Origin of the sequence: Bartonella queenslandensis AUST/NH15 (assembly GCF_000312585.1) — a bacterium.
In the GTDB taxonomy this organism is placed as follows: Bacteria; Pseudomonadota; Alphaproteobacteria; order Rhizobiales; family Rhizobiaceae; genus Bartonella; species Bartonella queenslandensis_A.
Genome location: NZ_HE998168.1, coordinates 1 through 389, shown reverse-complemented (window position 1 = coordinate 389; position 389 = coordinate 1). Strand labels below are relative to the sequence as shown.

General features: G+C 40.1%; 1 protein-coding gene. It reads left to right on the top strand.

What is annotated here, in order from left to right; translation table 11 throughout:
* Positions 1–389: DUF6990 domain-containing protein (locus BN338_RS12315; protein ID WP_425277473.1), on the top strand; the 389-nt coding region annotated here is incomplete at both ends.

Here is a 389-nt window from a genome sequence, read left to right as displayed (position 1 = left end):
AGGCGATAGAGGAAGCGGATGAAACAGATGATAAAGATGCTCCATTGACCATGGAAAGTGCTCATGAACTTTTAAAAAGCTTAGGTTGGTCAACTGAGAGAATCGATGAAGATGACTATATGGCAAGCTATCAATTGGCTGATCGTGAAGTAGATATTCTTTACAACGATGAAATTTCTAAAGATTGTCCGCAATTTGATAGCGCCTTTTTGATTAGCACGGGCATTTTGGCTTCTGCTTGCAAATTCATTGATCCTATCCACACGGAGGATATCTCAGATATACAGCTTAATTTTGAAGCCAAGGGATTAGAAATCTTTGAACCAGAAGTCACTGCGGATCGTTTAACACAGGCGCTTGATGATGCTCTAGAATGGTCAGTCAAAGAA